Genomic DNA, 16775 nt, shown 5'->3' on the forward strand with positions numbered 1-16775 from the left:
CGAAAACGTTTTAGAAGGCTAAATAAAGAAGCTAAATTATACTAAAATTATATGTTTTTTTGATAAAAAAATAAATACATTTGTGTAATTAATTAAATATAACGTAAAATAATAAGCTATAATTTATATTTTTAAAAATAAAAAGTATACATGTAGTTGGTTTAATTTTAGTAAATATAGTTCTCAGAAATTCAAGTAATTAAGCGTAAAAAAATTTAATTTTTAGGTGCTCTATAAATTCACAGTTAAAGGGTTGAAGTAATTGTAGCCTTTTTTCTTTTCTTAGTTCAAATTAATTAAATTTAAAGTGAAATGTATTAACCAATAATTTGAAATGACAAAAAAGAAACTACCAGACTTAAGAACTTATGAATTTGAAGAAGTTGCATTTAATGAGTTAATGCAAAATAGAATAAACAAAGTATTAATTGTTTGTTCTAATTACGACTTTTATATGTTGGAAGAAGATGGTAGAATTGATGAGCGCATTTTTTACGAATATACTTCCCTAAACTTACGGTATCCACCTAGTTTTTTACACGCAAATTCAGCAAAAAGAGCTGTAATGATGCTTGAATCTGATAATATAGATTTGGTAATTACTTGGTTAGATATTGGAAATTATAAAGCTTTTGAAACTTCAAAATTAATTAAAGAATCGTTTCCCGATGTTCCCATTGCAGCATTAAGTCATTATTCTGCAGAATTGAGAAAAAAATTAGAAGAAACCGATACAGGTATTATCGATTTTGTTTTTCACTGGAATGGTAATGTGGATATTTTTTTAGCAATTATAAAACTAACGGAAGATAGAATGAATGCCGAAAAAGATATTAATGAAATTGGGGTAAAAGCCATTTTATTAGTAGAAGATTCTTTGCGTTTTTATTCAAGATATTTACCTATAATTTATAAAATTATTTTAAAACAATCAGACGCTTTTATGTCTGAAGGTTTAAATGAGCATAGAAAAATGATGTTAATGCGTGGTCGTCCAAAAATATTATTGGCCACAAATTTTGAAGAAGGAAAGTTGCTCTTTGATAAATATAAAGATAATCTTTTAGGCGTAATTTCTGATGTATCATATTTTAAAGGAGGAAAAAGAGATCCAAAAGCTGGTTTTGAATTGTTAAAATATGTAAGAAGTTTTGAGCGCTATTTTCCATTTTTAGTACAATCTTCAGATAATAATAACGAAAAATATGCTTTAGAATTAAAAGGAAAGTTTTTATACAAACATTCAGAAACGCTTGAAGAAGAAATTAAAAACTACATAAATCAATATTTCTCATTTGGAGAATTTGAATTTTGGGATCCTGTACAAATGAAAGTTTTGGCAATTGCAAAAGATTTAACAGGTTTTCAAAAAGCATTAAACACAGTTACAACCGAATCAATTATTTATCATGCAAAACGCAGCGAATATTCAAAATGGTTAAAATCTAGAGCACTTTTTCCACTGGCTAATTTATTTAGTAATATTGAGTATGATGATTTTGTGGATGCAGATGAAGCGCGTGAATTTTTAATAAATGCCATAAAACTATATCGTGTTTTTAGGTCTCGTGGTGTAATTTCTAAATTTAATAAAAATAAATACGACGAGTATTTAGGTTTTGCAAGAATTGGTGATGGAGCTTTAGGAGGAAAAGGTAGAGGTTTAGCATTTATAGATTCGTTTTTAAAACGTAATAAATTGTTCAAAAAATTTGATAATGTGCTTATTTCAATTCCTAGAACAGTAGTTTTAAGTACCGATGTTTTTGATGAATTTATGGAACAGCATAAACTAATAAGGTTTGTTGCAACTTCCGATGACGATGATGAAATTTTAAACGAATTTGTATCAAAACCACTACCAAGTTGGGTGGTTGAAGATATAAAGGCATTTTTAAAAGTAAACAAATCGCCAATTGCAATTCGTTCCTCAAGTGTATTAGAAGACTCACATTATCAGCCTTTTGCAGGTGTTTTTGCAACCTACATGATTCCAAATAATAACGATGATAAAGTATTAGGAATGGTTTGTAAGGCTGTAAAATCTGTAATGGCTTCGGCGTTTTTTCAGGCAAGCAAAATGTATTTAAAAGCAACAGCACATACTATTGAAGAGAGTAAAATGGCTGTTATTTTACAAGAAGTTATTGGGAAAAAATATCAAGATGTCTATTATCCAAATATCTCTGGAGTTGCACGTTCTATAAATTTTTATCCAATAGGTAATGAACTTCCAAACGAAGGAATTGCAAATATAGCTTTAGGTTTAGGTGAAATTATTGTTGGAGGTGGACGAACATTGCGTTTTTCACCATATCATCCAAAAAAAGTTTTACAATTGGCTTCTCCAGGATCAACGCAAAGAGAGACTCAGCAATATTTTTATGGATTAGATTTAGATCCAGATAAGTATGAAGTTTCAACATGTGAATCCATCAACAAAAAGAAAATTAAAATTAGAAATGCCGAAAATCATGGATCGTTAAAATTTGTAGCTTCTACGTACGATTTACAAAATAATATAATTAGACCAGGAATTATGCATGATGGAATTAGGGTAATTTCATTTGATAATATTTTAAAATATAACACCTTTCCATTACCAGAAATTTTACAAGAATTATTAAGAATTGGACAACGAGAAATGAGAAATCCAATTGAGATTGAATTTGCAGTAAATTTAGATGTGCCGCAAGGAAAAAGAAAGGAGTTTAGTTTTTTACAAATTAGACCTATAGTTGAAAGCAATGAAACAGTAAGTAAATTACCAAAAAACTTTAATATTAATGATACTATTATCTATTCAGAATCAGCATTAGGAAATGGAAAATATGATCATATAAATGATTTTGTGTATGTAAAACCCGAAACTTTCAACTCTGCAAATACACGTCAAATTGCTGCAGCCGTAGAAAAGATAAATAAGAAATTTATTAATGCAGATAAACAATATATTTTAGTTGGTCCAGGAAGATGGGGTTCAAGCGATCCTTGGTTAGGAATTCCTGTAATTTGGCCTCAAATTTCCGCAGCAAAAATAATTGTAGAATCAGGTTTAAATAATTTTAGAATAGACCCTAGTCAAGGAACTCATTTTTTTCAAAATTTAACATCTTTTCAAGTTGGGTATTTAACCATTAACCCATTTATAAATGATGGATTTTTTGATGTAGATTATTTAAACAAACATGATGCAGTATATGAAGATGAATTTTTAAGACATATTTGCTTTAAAGAACCACTTTCAGTTATTATTGAAGGTAAAAATAATAAAGCTGCTATTTTTAAGGAAAGTTTACCCCTAAAAAAGGTTGTAGAAACAGAAGAATCTACAGATGATTTACCTCCGGATGGATTTATGTAAAAATATTAATATGATAAAAAAACAAGGTATAAATAATAAAATAATCTTAAATTAATAAAAAATCAATAAATAAATGTTAAATGCTAAAATTTTGAATACAAAAGTTACTAAAAAATGATTAGAATATATGTACTTTTGTATATGTTAACCACCAAATATTATTATTATGAATGTAAATGAAATATTAACTAATTTAGAGACCAAACACCCTGGTGAAAAAGAATATTTACAAGCGGTGCATGAGGTTTTAGAATCTATAGAAACAATTTATAATGAAAATCCGCAATACGAAGCGGCAAAAATTATTGAGCGTTTAGTAGAACCTGACAGAATTTTAACTTTTAGAATTTCATGGGTAGATGATGCAGGAAATGTACAAGTAAATTTAGGACACAGAGTGCAATTTAATAATGCAATTGGTCCATATAAAGGTGGAATTCGTTTACACCCAAGTGTGAACCTAAGTATTCTAAAGTTTTTAGGTTTTGAACAAATCTTTAAAAACGCCTTAACTACCTTGCCAATGGGAGGCGGAAAAGGAGGTTCCGATTTTAATCCAAAAGGAAAATCAGATAACGAAATTATGCGTTTTTGCCAGGCTTTTATGTTAGAGCTATGGAGAATGATTGGTCCAAATACAGATGTTCCTGCAGGAGATATTGGAACAGGTGGTAGAGAAATTGGTTTTATGTATGGAATGTATAAAAAACTACAACAAGAAAACTCTGGAGTATTTACTGGGAAAGGTTTAAATTGGGGAGGAAGTTTAATTCGTCCAGAAGCAACAGGTTTTGGTGGTGTGTATTTTACCAAAGAAATGTTAGATACTAAAAATGACGATTTTAAAGGTAAAACTATAGCACTTTCAGGTTTTGGAAACGTAACTTGGGGTGTAGCTTTAAAAATTACAGAATTAGGTGGAAAAGTTGTTACAATTTCTGGTCCTGACGGATATATTTATGACGAACAAGGATTAGACGATGATAAAATTAATTACTTATTACAATTAAGAGCATCTAATAATGATATTGTTTCGCCATACGCTCAAGAATTTCCAGAATCTAAGTTTTATGCAGGAGAAAAACCTTGGGGTGTAAAATGTGATATTGCAATGCCTTGTGCAACTCAAAACGAGTTAGACGGAGAAGATGCTGAAAAATTAGTTGCAAACGGAGTTCAATATGTGGCTGAGGTTTCTAATATGGGCTGTACACCAGATGCTGTACATGTTTTTCATAAAGCAAGAATTTTATATGCTCCAGGCAAAGCCGTAAATGCTGGAGGAGTTGCAGTTTCTGGTTTAGAAATGAGTCAAAATGCAATGAAAATGAATTGGACAAAGGATGAAGTAGACGCTAAATTGCATCAAATTATGTCTTCTATTCACACAGCTTGTTTAAAATTTGGAACCCAAGATGATGGTTATATTAACTATGTAAAAGGAGCAAATATTGCCGGTTTTATAAAGGTTGCAGATTCTATGTTAGATTTAGGAATTGTATAAAAAATAAAGTTTATATCGGTTTAAAGGGTTGCTAATTAGCAACCCTTTTCTTTTTATATTTGTTATTGAATGGAAGATGAAATTACATATCGTAAAATAATTCATATTGATATGGATGCTTTTTATGCTTCTGTAGAGCAATTGGATAATCCTGATTTAAGAGGAAAACCAATTGCTGTTGGTGGTGGTGAAGATAGAGGTGTAGTTTCAGCAGCAAGCTATGAAGCTCGTAAATTTGGAGTTCGATCTGCAATGAGCGGAATTATTGCAAAAAGGAATTGTCCCCAATTAATTTTTGTAAAACCTAGATTTGATCGTTATAAAGAGATTTCAAAAAAAATTCATAAAATATTTACAGAGTATACAGATTTGGTGGAGCCACTTTCTTTAGATGAAGCGTACTTAGATGTTACTGAAAATAAAAAAGGAAATCCATCTGCTAGTTTAATAGCAAAAGAAATTAGGCAACGTATTGCAAATGAACTTCATTTAAATGCTTCCGCCGGGATTTCAAACAGTAAATTTGTAGCTAAAATTGCTTCTGATATTAACAAACCCAACGGACAAAAAACTATTCCACCAGAAGAAGTTTTAACTTTTTTAGAAGAATTACCTATTGAAAAATTTTATGGTGTAGGAAAAGTAACCACCCAAAAAATGTACAGTTTAGGTATTTTTTACGGAAAGGATTTAAAAGAAAAAACAGAAGAATATTTAGTGGAACACTTCAAAAATTCTGGAAGTTATTATTATAAAATTGTACGTGGTTTACATCAAAGTAAAGTAAAACCAAACAGAATTCGAAAATCTGTTGCTGCCGAACATACTTTTACTAAAAATTTAACTTCGGAAGTGTTTATGCTTCAAAAGTTAAAAGTTATTGCAAATGAACTAGAAAGCCGTTTAATTCGCTCAAAAGTATCTGGTAAAACAGTGACTTTAAAAATTAAATATTCCGATTTTTCTACTCAAACTCGCAGTAAAACGTTGCCCTATTTTGTAAAAGATAAAGCTATTTTATTGGCTACGGTTGAAGAGCTTTTGTATCAGGATAAAGTGTTAGAATCTGTTCGGTTATTGGGTATTTCAGTAACTAATTTAAACAATGCTCAAAAGGATATGGATGAAAAACCAATTGCTGTTCAGCTTAAATTTGAGTTTTAAATTAATTCTTTACAATAAAATCCTTTAGAGTTTAACAACAATTCAATATCAGAAGTAATATCTTCAGTAGCTTCAATTCTTAAAATTTTATCGCAATCTTCAAAATCAAAATTAACTGATGTAATTTGTGTGAACGAATCTAAGATTGCTTTTACATGAATTTCTAATTGGGAAAAAATGTTTGTTTTAAATACTAGTACCATACCAAAATATTTTAATTATTTACCCACCATTTATTGTTTGGAAAATTTTCATCATTTAAAATAATGGCTTCTCCAACTTTTGGTGTTGCAATTTTTACGTGTAAATCTGTGGCTTTTTTGGTAGCTCTTTTAATTGGATCATCCCAACTATGTAGCGCTAACTTAAAAGAACCCCAATGAATTGGCATCATTAATTTTGCCTTCACATCAACAGAGGCTTGAATGGTTTCTTCGGGCATCATGTGTATTTGAGACCATTGCTCATTGTATTGTCCGCATTCAACCATAGCAAAATCAAACGGACCATATTTTTCTCCAATTTCTTTAAAATGTTTTCCATAGCCACTATCACCACTAAAAAAGATATTAGAATTTTCAGATTTCAATACCCAAGAACACCATAAAGTGCTATTTCTGTTGGTAATTCCTCTTCCAGAAAAATGACGAGCTGGTGTTGATACAAATTCAACTCCTTTGTAATTAATGTTTTCCCACCAATCAAATTCTGTAATTTTGGTTGCTTCAACTCCCCAAGAAATTAAGTGTGCCTTAATTCCTAATGGCACATAAAATTGATCAACATTATCTTTTAATTTTACAATAGAACCATAATCTAAATGATCGTAATGGTCGTGTGAAATTAAAATTACATCAATTTTTGGTAACGAATCTATAGCAATTGGCAACTCTTTTTGAAATCTTTTTGACCCTAACATTGGATGTGGCGCAGGAACATCGCCTAACATTGGATCAATAAAAATATTTAAATTTTCCATTTCAACAAAAGCAGCGGAATGCCCAAACCATGTAATTCTTGGTTGAGAAGGTTTATTATTAAAATAACTTTTTGATAGCTTTTTAGTGGGTAATTCTTTTGAAGGAGTTTTATTATTTCCATTGGTAAAAAACTGTGGAATGGTCTTCCACTTAAAATCTGAACTTACCACAGTTTCCTGTTGGTTTTTAAAAGCACCATTTAAAAAATTTGGTGATTTTCTGATGCGTTGTAAGCTTGTTTCTGAAGCTCCGGCACCAAATTGTGGACTTACGTTTATAAAAGTAACCCCAACTAGAGTTATAACGCCTACAACTGATAAAATTCCAATCATAATTTTCTTTACTAATGTTAATATTTTTTTAATCATTATTTTTTAGCCATTTTATTTATGTTTCTATTTTCAAGAATTTTTTCTTCTGAAGAAAATTTCACACAATTTATCATTGCTTTTCCAATATTTTCACTTGTTGTAACCGAATCAAGTTTTTTAAGTATTCCGTAAAAAGGTTTAAAAAGTAAAAGCATTAAATTAATCCACGGTGTTTTAGATTTAATTCCTTTACCCGGTATAATGGCTCCTGGTCTAAAAGCATAAGTATCTTTAAATCCAATTTTAAATAGCATGTTTTCGGTTTTTCCTTTCACATTTGCCCAATTTATTTTTCCCTGTTCAGAACTATCTGTACCTTGACCGGAAACATAAATAAATACCATTTCAGGATTGTTTTCCAATAAAATTTCGGCAAGGTTTTTTGTTGCAGTGTATGTTAAGTTGTAATAGTTTTCATCAGAAATTCCCATAGAGGAAACTCCCATACAATGAAAACACGCATTAAAACCCTTTAATTGCTCTTTAATTGGAGAAAAATCTAGAAAATTAGTATGGATAATCTCTTTTAATTTTGGATGCTTTATATGTAAAGAAGCTCTATTAATTACTAGTATTTCTGAAATTGTGTTATTTTGTAAACATTCTAACAAAACGCCTTTTCCAACCATTCCTGTAGCTCCTGTAATAATTACTTTCATATTAGATATTTTTTTGATTGATTAAACACTCAATTGTTTATTCAAATTTTTTTAAGCTTTTAAATAGTTATAATACATTTCCCAAGCTTGTTCTATAAAAACTTGGTCGTTTCTTTTTTCTGGAAATTTGGTTAAATAAGTTACCATTGACGTAATTAAACCAAACATTGAACTCATTAAAAAATAAGTATCAATATTTTTAATGATTTCTTTATTTATAAATTCTTCAATTAAATTATTGAATACTTGATATTTAGCAATAATTTCTGGATGATTTTTAACACGTTCGGAACAATTGGTATTGTCTACTTGTTGTAAAAACATGAACTTCAATCTATTATCAATAGCCCAATTCCAAGAATTTGACCAAATTAAACGTAGTTTTCCAACATCAGATGTAATTTTTTCAAAATCATTTAAAATACTAGAAGTGTATTCTTTTTTAATAGAAACATATAATTCATCAATTAAATCATCTTTGGTATTAAAGTAATGAAAAAGTATTCCTGCACTTACGCCAGCTTCTTTTGAAATTGCTGAGGTTGGTGTAGCATGTAAACCTCTTTCTACAAAAAGTTTGGTTGCTGCTTCTAATAGTAATTCTCTTTTATCCATTTTTAATTGACTAATCAGTCAACAAAAGTACTGCAATTTTTCAATTTTCCAAAAAAAAATTAAAATTTATTAATTTTCTATCTTAGAATAGTGAACGTTACGTTCTTTTAAATAGTTAAAAATAAAGTTGAAACAGTTTTCATGTTTTCCAACCAATTCTGGCGGAAATACACCTTTTTCATTAAATAAATTATTTAAAATTAAATGAACAGCGGCAGTTGCGGTATAACCAGTGGTTCTTGCCATAGATGAAGTGTGCGTTTTAGTACAATATTCATCATATAAATTATAAACTATTTTTTTAAACTTTCCTGTTTCATCAAAACCATTTAATGAGATTCTCATGACAGTAATCTCTTCTTCGTTATCTTCTAATTTCCATTCATTAAATAAAATTGCAGATGAAATATCTAACGGAATAACTTTTTTACCATTTACTTTTATGGGTTCACTATTAAAAAATCCGCTAGCTTTTAAAACCTTAATATATTCTACATGACCCGGATATCGTAAGGTTTTTTCCTTCATATTTAAAATATGCGGCATTGTAAAAATAATAGAGCGCAAACCATCTGAATTAAAAGCTTCTAAAGTTCCAACGTTGTCAAATTCTACAAATTCGCTATCAGATAATGCTTCTTTAACTACTAAATTTCCGTTTTCAATATACCTAGCTGGACGTGTATATTCTTCAATAACATCCACTGGAGAAAATGGTGCTTTGTAACTAAATGGCCACTTTTTCACTTTTGGTAAACCGCCAACCAAACATTCAAAATCGGTTAATTTTAGTTTTTCATTGTAATACCCTAAAATAATATTTCCAACCCCTGGAGCAACACCACAATCTACAATTGCGGTTACATTATTTTTTTTGGCAAGATCATTTAGTTCTAGTGCATTTTCAGAAAAAAAGGAAATGTCAACTACATTTTTACCAGTTTCTATAATTGTTTTTAAGGTTTGAAATCCTAAAAACCCCGGAACTGCACAAACCACTAAATCAAAAGGTTTTATGGTTTTTTGTAATTCTTTAATATTTGCAAAATCAAGTATAATAGTGTTTAAATCGCCACATTTTTTTAAAACTTTGTACAATGTTTTTTTATTAAAATCTGCTATTGAAACTTTATGATTTTTAGCTAAATCAATAGCCATAGCACTTCCAACCATTCCTGCGCCTAAAACAATTATGTTATTCATAACAACTATTTAAAATTACACCTTTTGAATAAAACCAAGTTAAATTTATGCAATTTTTGAATACAATTTTCAGTAATTTTTAGGTTGATTAACAATAATTTTTTAGAAAGTAACTCTAAATGAAACGTTTGGTGTAAATGCTAACGATTTTAGATCAACTTTGGTAGCTTTAGAATCATCGTTGCTATCTACAACATAGTAACTTTCTAAAATTTGCTCATTGTTTAGCACATTTAAAATTCCAAACTTTAAATTAGATTGAAAATATTTCTTTTTTAAAACCATATAATTTACAGAGAAATCAATTCGGTTATATGCTTTTAATCTATCAGAATTTAAGGTTTCGTAATTAACATTTACAAAACTTCCATTTTGTGTAGTTTGTTGAGAATTGTTTACAGGAGTAAATGGCTTTCCAGATTTTAAAATTCCAGTAATTGAACTGTTTAAACGTTTATTAAAATTAAAATTAAATCCAATGGTGGAAGAATGTCTAATATCATTATTACTAGGAAAATAATCTTCAGAAATTTGTTTAAATAAGATTTCGCTGTTGCTTAAAGTATAGGAAATCCAAACGTCGGCCTTTTTGCTTTTATGGTTTACTAAAACCTCTAAACCAGCAGATTTTTGTTCTCCGTTTAATCTTTTACTTTCTATTTGGTTTTGAAAACCTTGACCCGAAATTAGAATTCCTGTTAATTTTTTATAAAAAACGCTAACATCTAACAAAAATTTATGCTTTTTAAAGGTGCTTCCAATAGAAAATTGTTCACTTGTAATTAATGGAATATCCGAATCTGCCATTACCCATCGCCTAGTTTCTACTCCTAAAAAATCATCTAAATAATCTATTACTTGAGAAGTGTATTGCGATTTTGATTCATATTGAGCATTTAGATTAAAATTTTCGGAAACCGAATAGTTTAAGTTAACCCTTGGTTCAATAGTTGATTGGTTAATTTTATTGAAATAATTAAAACGAACACCAGCGCGAACATACCAAAAATTATTTTTAAAAATAGATTCAGCAAAAGCACTATGATTCAACATTACACTTCGTTGCACTCTATTATACAGCGGATTATCTACATTTGTTCTGCTTAAAACACCAGTTTCATTTAATTGATAACCAGTTTCTAATTTTAGATTATCAGTAAAAGTGTAGTTTAATGTTGTTTTTACAGAGTTTTCTACAACTTCATTTTCTTGAACTACCAATTGCTCCTGATTATTTTGATAGTTGTTGGAAAGTAATGAATATTTAGAAAAATATCCTGAAATTTCAAAATCTGTTTTTTTGCTTAATTTAGAAGTATATGATAAGCCAACAGCATCAGAATTTTGCTTTATTTTATCTGCTAAATTACTTCCTTGCAATTCGTAATAGTTTACATTATTATTAATTTTTATATAATTTACTTTAAAGCGGTTAGTAGCATTTAGGTTGTACAATAAACTTAGGTTTACATCATAAAAATTTAATTCGGAGTTTGTTGCATCAGTATCAACAGAACTATTTTGAAACGTTTTTTTAAAATAAGAGTTGTAAGTTGGTGTATTAAACCAGTTGTTATTTGATTTTCTAAAGGAAGAACTAAATTCTAATTTATTATTTACAGGAACTTTCACAAAACCATCATAGGAAATAAAATTAACTCCAAATCCACCGCTTAATTCATTTTGAATAGTTTTATCAGTTTCCAATAAAATAGTTCCAGAAACACCATCGTTATATTTTGCGCTAGTTCCGTTTTTTATAATTGAAATATGTTTGGTTAAATACGGATTTATGGCAGAAATAAGCCCAAAAAAATGCGTAGGATTGTACATTTTAATATTGTCCCAAAAAATAACATTTTGGTCGCTTACGCCATTTCTAATATTTATGTTTGAAATAGATTCATTTGGACTTTCAATTCCTGGGAGAATTTGAGAAGTTTGTAACAAATCAGGTTCTACTTGGCCGGAAATACTATTAAAAGTTTTAGTGTTTAATTGAACCGTTCCGTCATTTAATTTAGATAAACTGTTGGTAATATAGTTTTTAATAAAAATTTCAGCCAACTCAAACTCCTCTTCAGCCATTGTAATTTTAACACAATCAGATTGCTTAGAAATTAATTCATTTACATTTTTTAAAACCGTTTTAAATCCTAAATAACGAAACTCAACAAGGTCTGATATTTTTAGATTTTCTAAGGTAAATTCGCCGTTTTGGTTTGAAATTGTACCACTAAATTTCCCCGATATAAGTATTGAAACATTGGAAATTGGTTTGGAATCTTTATCAAATAAACTACCACAAATGGTAATGTTTTGCAATTTTGGAGCAATGGAAATAAACCGTTCATCAATTATTGTAGCTACAAAAAAGGTGTTAGAATTTAGGTAAGAAACAATTTCTTTTATGGTTGAAAAATTGGATATTTTATCTTGAAGACGAATGTTTTCAACAGAAGAAATTACATAAGAAAATTTAAGATCGTACTTTTTTTCAATTAATTTTAACTCCTCTAAAAAAGAAAAACTGCTTTGTGCGTTTACTTTTATGGCAGAAAAAAGCAACACAAAAAGCAATATCCTATAGTTATTTCGATAAAATAATTTCATTATCTTTTATGCGGTAGTTAATGTTTAAAGGTAATGTAATAGATTTAATTGCAGCTTCCAAATTGTTATTTCTAAAACCACCAGTAAATAAAATGTTGGTATTTATTGCTTTTGAATTTACTTTTACATTAAATTGTCTTTCAAGCTCGGCCAATACTTCAGCATAAATTTCTTCGTTAAAATAGCTTTCATTTTGTAACCATAAAGGTTCATTTATAGTAGTATCGTCTATTTTTAAAAGCGTGTTATTTTCAGTTAATTTTACGCCTTCACCTTTGGTTAAAATAATTTTATTACTACCTGCTTTTACTTCAACACGACCTTCATAACAAAACACATTAAAAGCCTTTTTACGGTTTTTTAAGTTAAATTTTGTTCCTAAAACTTGTACGGAACCTTGACTTGTATTTACCGTAAATGAGCTTCCTTTTTTTACACTAAAGTAGGCTTCTCCGTCTAATTCTAATTCCCTGTTTTTTATAAATGATTTTTTATACGTAATTGTAGAAACCGCATTTAAAATTACATTAGATTCATCGGGTAAAGTGAAGGATTTGTTTTCGGCAAAATTGGTTTCTAAGGTTATTTTATTGGTATTTAAAATAAAGTATGAAATTGCAAATAGTGCAGCAATACTTGCCGCTATTTTAAAAGCAAAACGGGTATTTATTGATATAACTTTCGACTTTTTCTTAGTTTTCGATTGAATTCTAGCTTTAAAATCTTTTAAGGCAGCGTCTTCATTTACAGAAGCTAATTTTATTTTAGAACCTTCTTCAACAATATCTTTATATAAGGTATAATCGTCAGTTTTCTGAAAAGCTAAGAATTCATCCTCAGTCATTTCGTTATTTAACCATTTTGATATGTTTTTAATGTCTTTCATTGTATTAATATGACAACTAAATTAAAATTTACCCTACTATTTTATTTTAATTCTTCAATTTTTGATCGTAAAGTAACCAAAGCCTGACTCATTCTTTTCTCCACTGCTTTTACAGAAATATTTAGCATTTCGGCAATTTCTCTATATTTTTTGCCTTCAACTCGGTTTAGTAAAAATACCTCGCGTTGCCCATCTGTTAAATCATTTAGTGCTTTTTCTAATTTGGTTTTAAATTCTTTACCTCTTAAAGTATCTTCGGGTGTTTCGGTTTCAATATATAACTCGGTAGAGTTGTTTTCATAATTTCTTACCACTTTTTGATGCTTCTTAACATTCAAAAATAAGTTACTTGCTATTGAAAATAAATAAGATTTTGCTTTAGATAAATCAAATTTATTACAATTTTCCCAAATTTTTATAAAAGCTTCTTGGGCAATGTCAAGCGCCTCATTATTGTCTTTACTTTTTATAAGAATAAACCTAAAAACATTGTTAATCTGTTGTTTATAAAAAATATCGAATTGTTTTTCATCACATAAATTGGTGAAATCCATAAGTGGTTTTTTAAGTAAAAAGGTAAAAATAAAAATATTAATGCGGAATAAGTAAAAAAAAATGAATAATAAGGGTAGGGTATTTTAAAAGTGGGTTGTCTTAATAGTGTAACTCGCAAATGAGTTGAGATAAATAACTATAAAAATCATTCATAAATTAAAAATCGAAAATCATGAAAAAATTAAATGTAACAATCGCAGCAAGTTTATTAGCACTAACTATTTTTACAATGTCCTGTTCTAATAGTGATGATACTAATTATCCATCAGGAGAAAAAAGTAGCACCAATTTTTATATGACAGATGCTCCTTCAGACAACTCTAATGTACAAGGTGTAATTGTAACAATAGCTGATGTAAAAGTAAACGGAGTTTCAATTGAAGGTTTTTCAAAAACTACTATAGACTTAATGCAATATCAAAACGGTTTGACAAAGTTTTTAGGAAATTTAGAATTAAATGCTGGAACGTACTCTAATTTAACCTTGGTATTAGACCATGAATTAGATGCAAATGGAAATGCGCCAGGATCGTATGTTTTAATGACAAGCGGAACCGTAAAAGCATTACAAAACACTACAAATTCTATTAAAATAACTGATTCTTTTGAAATTTTTGAAACTGCATCAAACAATGTTGTATTAGATTTTGATATTAGAAAATCTATTGTTGAAAGTGGAAGTGACAATTTTAAATTTGTATCATCAAGCGAACTTTCATCAAGTATTAGAGTTGTAAATGAAGCTAGCGCTGGAGAAATTAAAGGTACGGCTAGCGATACAGAAAACACTTCAGATAAAATAATTGTGTACGCTTATAAAAAAGGAACTTTTAATGCAAGTAAAGAAACAAGCGCTCAAGGTAGTGGTGTATTATTTGCAAACGCAGCTAATAGTGCAACTGTAAATAGTTTTACAGGAAAATATGAATTAAATTTTTTAGCCGAAGGTGATTATGAATTGCATTTTGTTTCTTATACAGATTCTGATAGCGATGGTAAATTTGAATTCAACGGAATGTTAACTGCAGAATCAGTTGCAGGAATTGATTTAAGTAATATATCATTAAGTTCATCTATTAATATTAATGTAGCAGTAAACCTAAAAGCTACTAAGTAGTAAAATAGTATTTAAACAATAAAAAAACAACCAACTGGCTACATAATAAAAAAATGTAGCCAGTTTAAAAAAACAAAAATTATGAGAGCATTAGCAGTATTTATAATAGTTATGGTTTCGTTAACTATAAATGCACAGGACCGTCAAAATAATGAAAATGATGGATCATTCGGGTTAAAAGGAGGCTACAATTTAGCTTCAGTTAGAAATTCAGAAGGAAATGAAACTGACCAACGACAAGGATTTCATGTTGGTTTTTTTGGAGAATCTAACATCAACAATTTTTTAGCATTACAAATTGAGTTCACCTATTCTCAACAAGGTTATGTAATTGAAAACAGTAATTTTAAATTAACTCAAAAAATAGATTATTTAAATTTACCATTCATGTTGAAATTATATCCAACCAAAACTTTTTATTTAGAAGCCGGACCACAAATTGGATACGCAATTTCTCACAAAGAAAATATAGAAACTTTTTTAGGCGGTAGCGAAAGTAATTTTGATCCAAATTCTGTAGACTGGGGAGCAAATGTTGGACTTGGTTTTAAAACAGAAACAGGTTTAATTTTAGGAGCCAGATACCATTATGGTTTGGGAAAAGTGTATGAAGATACAAATGAATATAATAATGTGTTGCAATTATCAATTGGGTTTATATTTTAGTAATTACATTTTTACATGATGTTTATTTAAAACCCGATTTAGTTTTTAGGTTTAAAATAAAAGGATTGTAGAATTTGTAGATGAGAATCTCAATAATTAATTTAAATTTGGAATAATTCAATAAAAGAAGATGAAAATTTTTAATAAGCAAATAGTATTTTTATTAATTCTGTTACTTTCGGTAGGTAGTTGTATGGAAGAAATTGATGTAACTGAAGGTCAAGATCCCAATACAAATAATAAAGATTCTGAAACTACAACTAATTACAAAAGAGTTGGAATGCATGATGGTTCTGATGATGATTTTATAGATGAAACGTCTTGTTCATCTATTAAATTTCCTTATTCGTTATCTGCAAATAATATTCCTTTAACATTATCAAGTATTGCAGATTATCAGTTGGTTAAAGATATTTTTAATTTATCATCAATAGATGTAGATACGATAGTTTTTAATTTTCCAATTACAATTATAAATCAAGATTATAGTGAAACTATTATAACAAATTTAGAGGCATTAAATAGTGTAACTGATACTTGTAACATCACAATTTTAAACAATTTAAATGCAATAACGTGTGTTGATATTGTATATCCAATTAAAATATCATTGTTTAATTTAGATACCGATCAAACCACCATTATTTCAGTTGAGAATGATGAAGCATTATTTAATTTTATGAACAATTTATCGGAAAATATAGTGTATAGCGTACAATACCCAATTAATGTTTTATCTAATACTATTACAAGTGCTATTAGTAGTGATACCGATTTAAAATCGATAATAGATAGTTGTATAAATTAGATGTTCTTTTAGAATAAAAACTTAATTAATGTGATGATTCCTGTAACTAGAATTAGCAACAACACAATTAACTTAAATTTTTCTTGAGAAATTCGGTTCAAAATTAATTTTCCAATATAAGTACCAGCAATACTAGCAATTAATAGCAGCGGAATTAAATATAAATCGTGTGTGTGTATGTAACCATTTAAAAAATACACAACACTTCTGCTAGCGTCAATTCCCAAATCAATAATAGCTGAAGTTGCAATAAATGTTTGAATAGATAAA

At 28.7% G+C, this 16775-nt stretch carries 15 protein-coding genes; 6 read left to right on the forward strand and 9 right to left on the reverse strand.

Going from position 1 to position 16775, the window contains the following annotated elements; genetic code table 11:
• Positions 1 to 334: 334 nt before the first annotated feature.
• The 3 genes from ABY298_RS09940 (at position 335) to dinB (ending at position 6032) form a co-directional block, all read left to right on the forward strand.
• Positions 335 to 3364 carry a PEP/pyruvate-binding domain-containing protein gene (locus ABY298_RS09940; RefSeq protein WP_372745899.1) on the forward strand — a complete coding sequence of 1010 codons (3030 nt, stop codon included), beginning with the start codon at positions 335 to 337 and terminating at the stop codon, positions 3362 to 3364.
• Positions 3365 to 3530: 166 nt separating this feature from the next.
• Positions 3531 to 4868, forward strand: a complete 1338-nt coding sequence (gene gdhA / locus ABY298_RS09945; RefSeq protein ID WP_372745900.1) for an NADP-specific glutamate dehydrogenase — start codon at positions 3531 to 3533, stop codon at positions 4866 to 4868.
• Positions 4869 to 4937: 69 nt separating this feature from the next.
• Entirely contained in the window at positions 4938 to 6032 is a 1095-nt protein-coding gene (gene dinB / locus ABY298_RS09950) for a DNA polymerase IV (RefSeq protein WP_372745901.1), read from the forward strand.
• Here the strand turns inward: dinB and ABY298_RS09955 are convergent.
• The 8 genes from ABY298_RS09955 to ABY298_RS09990 form a co-directional block, all read right to left on the reverse strand.
• The gene (locus ABY298_RS09955; protein ID WP_372745902.1) at positions 6029 to 6235 is read right to left on the reverse strand and encodes a hypothetical protein; all 207 of its coding nucleotides are present in this window, start codon (positions 6233 to 6235) and stop codon (positions 6029 to 6031) included. The two genes, dinB and ABY298_RS09955, sit on opposite strands and share 4 nt — an antisense overlap.
• Before the next feature lie 11 nt (positions 6236 to 6246).
• Positions 6247 to 7380: an MBL fold metallo-hydrolase gene (locus ABY298_RS09960; protein ID WP_372745903.1), complete on the reverse strand. Its 1134-nt coding sequence runs from the start codon at positions 7378 to 7380 to the stop codon at positions 6247 to 6249.
• Entirely contained in the window at positions 7380 to 8042 is a 663-nt protein-coding gene (locus tag ABY298_RS09965; protein ID WP_372745904.1) for an NAD-dependent epimerase/dehydratase family protein, read from the reverse strand. Before ABY298_RS09965 ends, ABY298_RS09960 begins: the two co-directional genes overlap by 1 nt.
• A 51-nt stretch (positions 8043 to 8093) precedes the next feature.
• Entirely contained in the window at positions 8094 to 8657 is a 564-nt protein-coding gene (locus tag ABY298_RS09970) for a TetR/AcrR family transcriptional regulator (RefSeq protein WP_372745905.1), read from the reverse strand.
• Between the two features lie 69 nt (positions 8658 to 8726).
• On the reverse strand, positions 8727 to 9860 hold the full coding sequence (locus ABY298_RS09975; RefSeq protein ID WP_372745906.1) for a saccharopine dehydrogenase family protein: 1134 nt from the start codon (positions 9858 to 9860) through the stop codon (positions 8727 to 8729).
• 102 nt (positions 9861 to 9962) lie between these two features.
• Positions 9963 to 12473, reverse strand: coding sequence for a carboxypeptidase-like regulatory domain-containing protein (locus ABY298_RS09980; RefSeq protein WP_372745907.1), 2511 nt, complete (start codon positions 12471 to 12473; stop codon positions 9963 to 9965).
• Entirely contained in the window at positions 12451 to 13359 is a 909-nt protein-coding gene (locus tag ABY298_RS09985; protein ID WP_372745908.1) for a FecR family protein, read from the reverse strand. Before ABY298_RS09985 ends, ABY298_RS09980 begins: the two co-directional genes overlap by 23 nt.
• Positions 13360 to 13400: 41 nt before the next feature.
• Positions 13401 to 13913, reverse strand: a complete 513-nt coding sequence (locus ABY298_RS09990; protein ID WP_372745909.1) for an RNA polymerase sigma factor — start codon at positions 13911 to 13913, stop codon at positions 13401 to 13403.
• Between the two features lie 173 nt (positions 13914 to 14086).
• Here ABY298_RS09990 and ABY298_RS09995 point away from each other — a divergent pair, with 173 nt between their 5' ends.
• The 3 genes from ABY298_RS09995 (at position 14087) to ABY298_RS10005 (ending at position 16505) form a co-directional block, all read left to right on the forward strand.
• Positions 14087 to 15031, forward strand: a complete 945-nt coding sequence (locus tag ABY298_RS09995) for a DUF4382 domain-containing protein (RefSeq protein WP_372745910.1) — start codon at positions 14087 to 14089, stop codon at positions 15029 to 15031.
• 81 nt (positions 15032 to 15112) lie between these two features.
• Positions 15113 to 15697, forward strand: a complete 585-nt coding sequence (locus ABY298_RS10000; RefSeq protein ID WP_372745911.1) for a porin family protein — start codon at positions 15113 to 15115, stop codon at positions 15695 to 15697.
• Positions 15698 to 15827: 130 nt separating this feature from the next.
• Positions 15828 to 16505, forward strand: coding sequence for a hypothetical protein (locus tag ABY298_RS10005; protein ID WP_372745912.1), 678 nt, complete (start codon positions 15828 to 15830; stop codon positions 16503 to 16505).
• 8 nt (positions 16506 to 16513) lie between these two features.
• Here the strand turns inward: ABY298_RS10005 and ABY298_RS10010 are convergent.
• The coding region (locus ABY298_RS10010; protein ID WP_372745913.1) for a TSUP family transporter at positions 16514 to 16775 on the reverse strand (262 nt) is incomplete at its 5' end.

The sequence above is a fragment of the Lutibacter sp. genome (assembly GCF_041596795.1).
In the GTDB taxonomy this organism is placed as follows: Bacteria; Bacteroidota; Bacteroidia; order Flavobacteriales; family Flavobacteriaceae; genus Lutibacter.

Excerpts from the sequence above, each read along its gene's own strand:
- ABY298_RS09940 (WP_372745899.1), top strand. The coding sequence starts at position 335 with ATGACAAAAAAGAAACTACCAGACTTAAGAACTTATGAATTTGAAGAA.
- gdhA (WP_372745900.1), top strand. The coding sequence starts at position 3,531 with ATGAATGTAAATGAAATATTAACTAATTTAGAGACCAAACACCCTGGT.
- dinB (WP_372745901.1), top strand. The coding sequence starts at position 4,938 with ATGGAAGATGAAATTACATATCGTAAAATAATTCATATTGATATGGAT.
- ABY298_RS09955 (WP_372745902.1), bottom strand. The coding sequence starts at position 6,235 with ATGGTACTAGTATTTAAAACAAACATTTTTTCCCAATTAGAAATTCAT.
- ABY298_RS09960 (WP_372745903.1), bottom strand. The coding sequence starts at position 7,380 with ATGATTAAAAAAATATTAACATTAGTAAAGAAAATTATGATTGGAATT.
- ABY298_RS09965 (WP_372745904.1), bottom strand. The coding sequence starts at position 8,042 with ATGAAAGTAATTATTACAGGAGCTACAGGAATGGTTGGAAAAGGCGTT.
- ABY298_RS09970 (WP_372745905.1), bottom strand. The coding sequence starts at position 8,657 with ATGGATAAAAGAGAATTACTATTAGAAGCAGCAACCAAACTTTTTGTA.
- ABY298_RS09975 (WP_372745906.1), bottom strand. The coding sequence starts at position 9,860 with ATGAATAACATAATTGTTTTAGGCGCAGGAATGGTTGGAAGTGCTATG.
- ABY298_RS09980 (WP_372745907.1), bottom strand. The coding sequence starts at position 12,473 with ATGAAATTATTTTATCGAAATAACTATAGGATATTGCTTTTTGTGTTG.
- ABY298_RS09985 (WP_372745908.1), bottom strand. The coding sequence starts at position 13,359 with ATGAAAGACATTAAAAACATATCAAAATGGTTAAATAACGAAATGACT.
- ABY298_RS09990 (WP_372745909.1), bottom strand. The coding sequence starts at position 13,913 with ATGGATTTCACCAATTTATGTGATGAAAAACAATTCGATATTTTTTAT.
- ABY298_RS09995 (WP_372745910.1), top strand. The coding sequence starts at position 14,087 with ATGAAAAAATTAAATGTAACAATCGCAGCAAGTTTATTAGCACTAACT.
- ABY298_RS10000 (WP_372745911.1), top strand. The coding sequence starts at position 15,113 with ATGAGAGCATTAGCAGTATTTATAATAGTTATGGTTTCGTTAACTATA.
- ABY298_RS10005 (WP_372745912.1), top strand. The coding sequence starts at position 15,828 with ATGAAAATTTTTAATAAGCAAATAGTATTTTTATTAATTCTGTTACTT.